This window comes from Roseovarius sp. (assembly GCF_018066915.1).
Taxonomy (GTDB): Bacteria; Pseudomonadota; Alphaproteobacteria; order Rhodobacterales; family Rhodobacteraceae; genus Roseovarius.
This window is the reverse complement of record NZ_JAGPVV010000155.1, coordinates 1-3260: the sequence shown is the minus strand read 5'-3', so window position 1 is coordinate 3260 and position 3260 is coordinate 1. Positions and strand designations below refer to the sequence as shown.

At 60.9% G+C, this 3260-nt stretch carries 5 protein-coding genes; all 5 read left to right on the top strand.

Annotation, left to right across the window (positions count from 1 at the left end; translation table 11 throughout):
• Window positions 1-118: 118 nt before the first annotated feature.
• Complete coding sequence (locus tag KBT70_RS08390) at window positions 119-469, top strand: hypothetical protein (protein WP_219436509.1); 351 nt, start codon at window positions 119-121, stop codon at window positions 467-469.
• A complete protein-coding gene (locus KBT70_RS08385) occupies window positions 469-1878 on the top strand; it encodes a VWA domain-containing protein (RefSeq protein WP_219436508.1) in 1410 nt (469 codons plus the stop codon). Before KBT70_RS08390 ends, KBT70_RS08385 begins: the two co-directional genes overlap by 1 nt.
• The gene (locus KBT70_RS08380; RefSeq protein ID WP_219436507.1) at window positions 1875-2330 is read left to right on the top strand and encodes a hypothetical protein; all 456 of its coding nucleotides are present in this window, start codon (window positions 1875-1877) and stop codon (window positions 2328-2330) included. Before KBT70_RS08385 ends, KBT70_RS08380 begins: the two co-directional genes overlap by 4 nt.
• Window positions 2330-2881 carry a hypothetical protein gene (locus KBT70_RS08375; protein ID WP_219436506.1) on the top strand — a complete coding sequence of 184 codons (552 nt, stop codon included), beginning with the start codon at window positions 2330-2332 and terminating at the stop codon, window positions 2879-2881. The genes KBT70_RS08380 and KBT70_RS08375 overlap by 1 nt, the downstream gene beginning before the upstream one ends.
• A gap of 5 nt (window positions 2882-2886) precedes the next feature.
• A partial coding sequence (locus KBT70_RS08370) for a hypothetical protein (RefSeq protein ID WP_296631185.1) occupies window positions 2887-3260 on the top strand: 374 nt, incomplete at its 3' end.

The window sequence follows — 3260 nt, the reverse complement described above, 5'->3', positions numbered from 1 at the left end:
GCCGATGGTGTGATCGCCGTCGCGGGCACCGTTACCGGCGAGGTCACCGGCGGCCCAGATCAGGAAACTCTGCCGGTAACGTTCAGCTTCAACGCCCGAATGAAGGAGATGGACTGATATGTGCCGCCTCATCCTCACCCTTATATTTTTGACCACCCCACTTGGAGCGACCCCGGTTGATGGTGTCTATGACGGGTTCGACTGCACCGCGCCCGTCAGCGACCAGCGCGTAATGATCCAAGGTGATCAACTGATTTACTATGAGTCAAGCTGTCGCCTGACCGATCCACAGACTGTCGAAGGTTGGGAAGGCGCGACGCTTTATTGGGCCAACTGCCGTGGCGAAGGACAGGATTGGCGCGAACGGACTCTGTTGATGACTCGAATGGGCGGCGATCTCATCGTTATCGGCGACGGGTGGGCCGAGCGCTATGCGCCCTGCCTCAACCAACAACAGGGGGCCGATTGATGCGCACCATGATTTTTGCAACACTTCTGTGCGGCGCAACACCGCTTATGTCGGATACTGCAACAGTGGTTGTCTTCGACGCCTCCGGCTCGATGTGGAACCGTCTCGAAGGCGATCTCAGCCGCATAGAAGTGGCGCGCGATGTCATGGGCAACTATTTCGTCGATCGTAACCCTGATGCACCTTACGCGATCGTGGCTTACGGTCATAATCGCCGCGGTGATTGCAGCGATATCGAGGTGGTCACACCAATGGGCCAGCATATCGGTGCCGGACAGGCCAACCGGATCGTGGGGCTTATCCCACAGGGGATGACTCCTCTCACCGACGCGCTGCGGGTCGCCCGCGACCAGATCCCGCCAACCGCCGAGTCCGCGGACATCGTGCTCATCACCGACGGGCTGGAGAATTGCGGCGGCGATCCTTGTGCATTGGCAGCGCAGTTTGCTGCCGAGGGGGTCGACTTGCGCGCGCATGTCGTAGGTTTTGGAATGGCACCGGGCGAGGTGGGGGCGCTGGCCTGTCTGCCTGACCAGACGGGCGGGCTTCTTCTGGAAGCTACAACCGGGGCGGAGCTGACGGCTGCCCTTGCGCAGGTGACACCCGCTGAACCTGTTGCCATCACGGTGGCTATGTCACTTTTCGCCGTCTCCGCCGAGACGTCCGCGCCTCTGGGTGCCGCCGACTGGCGGATCACCGATGCCAATGGCCAGCTTGTCGCGGAAGGTGAAGGACGCGATCCTTTCGACATTGCCCTGCCGCCAGGGGAATATAGCATTGCCGCCACCGCACCGGGCTATACTGGCGAAGTGCCGTTGACTGTGCGTGCCGACATTGTCCAGCGCGTCGCTGTGCCGCTGATCGAGGATCGTCCCGAGGCGTCGCTTGATGCACCCGGGACCGCACCGGCAGGCGGCACGCTGGATGTGGACTGGACAGGACCGGATGCCGATGGCGATCGTATCACCCTCTCTCGGACAGGGGCGGCGGCGGGGGAAATCCTGGTGGTTACATTGACCCGCAACGGTTCTCCTGCATCTCTGCGTCTTCCAGACGAAACCGGCATGTTCGAACTGCGCTATGAGCAATATAATCCGCAGCGTATCCTCGCAACCCGTCCTGTTTCACTGACCGCAACCGAAGCCAGCATCACACCGCCCGTCGCTGTCCCGCTTGACGAGAGGTTTGAAGTTGACTGGACCGGTCCCGCCGGACCAAGGGACGAGATCGTTCTGGCCGAGATCGGATCGCCCGACGATGCCCGCCTTACGGCGACGCAGACTCGGTGGGGTTCACCTGCGAAACTGAAGGCACCCGATGTAGCGGGCACTTACGAGCTACGTTACCGCGTTGGTGCATCGGGCCGCATTCTCGCGCGCACCCAATTCACCGTAGGAGGTATCGAGTGACCCGTATCGTCCCGCTCCTTGCCGTCGCCGGCCTGCTTGGAGCCTGCGTGCCGACTGATCAAGCCAGCTTGGATGCAACACCTTCAGGGTTCGTCAGCTTCGCCCCTGTCAAGCAGGACCGCGACGGGTCTTGCATCGTCGGGTTCACCGTGACCTATCCGGAAGACACGTCGCCTCACAAACGTCGAATCACCATTGAGGAAGCAGCCCTCGGCACGTCGACAAGCTATGATCTGCCGATCCCCCCGCTTGGACCCTCGGACGCATTCACGCGGCAAGCTGGGATGGTCACCTTTGCCGGGTTGGGCAATGCCACCGTAATCGACTGTGATTCTGAGTTGACCCGGCGTACCCTGTCCGTTGGCGCATGTACCGATGGCCAATGCGCACCTGCGCGTTTCGTGCCGGATGCGTCCTTGGCATCTTCAGGACTTGAAGGGAGGGTGCAATAATGACCCGTATCGCACTGTCCGCCCTGCTGATCGCACTCACCGGACCAGTGCTGGCCCAGCAAAACACCACCATTACCAACGAAATCTGTTCTGAGACGCCGCGCGGTTCGCAGGGGTTCGACTTGCGGCGGATCGGTCCGATACTGGAAGGCAGTTGGTCCGAGACCGCAGGAGGCATCGGGGCGACGATGGGCGTTCAAAGGAACGAGGTCGAGATTTTCTACGACCCTTCGCGCAACCGGCTTTACCTCGGCGGTGACGGGATGCAGACCGAACTTGTCCCGGTACAGGGCGGCAACAAAGAACTGCGCCACGATTTCGTATCAGAGCGACCCATGGCTCCAGAACTGTTCGCAACCAAATCGGATCTGGCCGAATGGGCCTATGTGCTGGGCTGCGACATGGGACTTGCACCGCAGTTTTCATGGCAGATCGGCAGCGGCACGCGACGCGCAGAGGGCATCATCAGCTTCTTTTCCGAAACGGAGGCGATAGGAACAAAATGGAACTCGGCAGGAGGCGCCCGCGAAGTGAGCCTGACCAAAAAATGAGCTGCATGAAACCGATACTCGCCCTTGTTCTTTCCTTGATGGCAGTGCCGACGCTCGCCCTCGACTCTATCGGCACAGTCACCGCACGGCTTGAAGGGGCGGACCTGTCATGGCAGGTTCTAACTACGGATGATGGCGCGGCGATGGTGCAGGTGAACAATATCGGCCCGCTGACCATGGTGGACACGCACGCGATGGGCGATGGCGATGCATATATTGGTCTGATCTTTCAGGATGAGCCGTCGATAGATGTGGCTCCTGTCGGCATCACGATCGATATCAGACCCGAAGGCGCCGCGGGCACCGTCTGGACAAGCGCGGGCGCATCAGTCGCTCCCACACTGTCGATCGAAAGGCTGAACCTCGACGGCGCGGGCAG

What these genes read in the sequence shown, in the direction of transcription:
- KBT70_RS08390 (WP_219436509.1), top strand. Translation starts at nt 119, where the DNA reads ATGTGCCGCCTCATCCTCACCCTTATATTTTTGACCACCCCACTTGGA.
- KBT70_RS08385 (WP_219436508.1), top strand. Translation starts at nt 469, where the DNA reads ATGCGCACCATGATTTTTGCAACACTTCTGTGCGGCGCAACACCGCTT.
- KBT70_RS08375 (WP_219436506.1), top strand. Translation starts at nt 2,330, where the DNA reads ATGACCCGTATCGCACTGTCCGCCCTGCTGATCGCACTCACCGGACCA.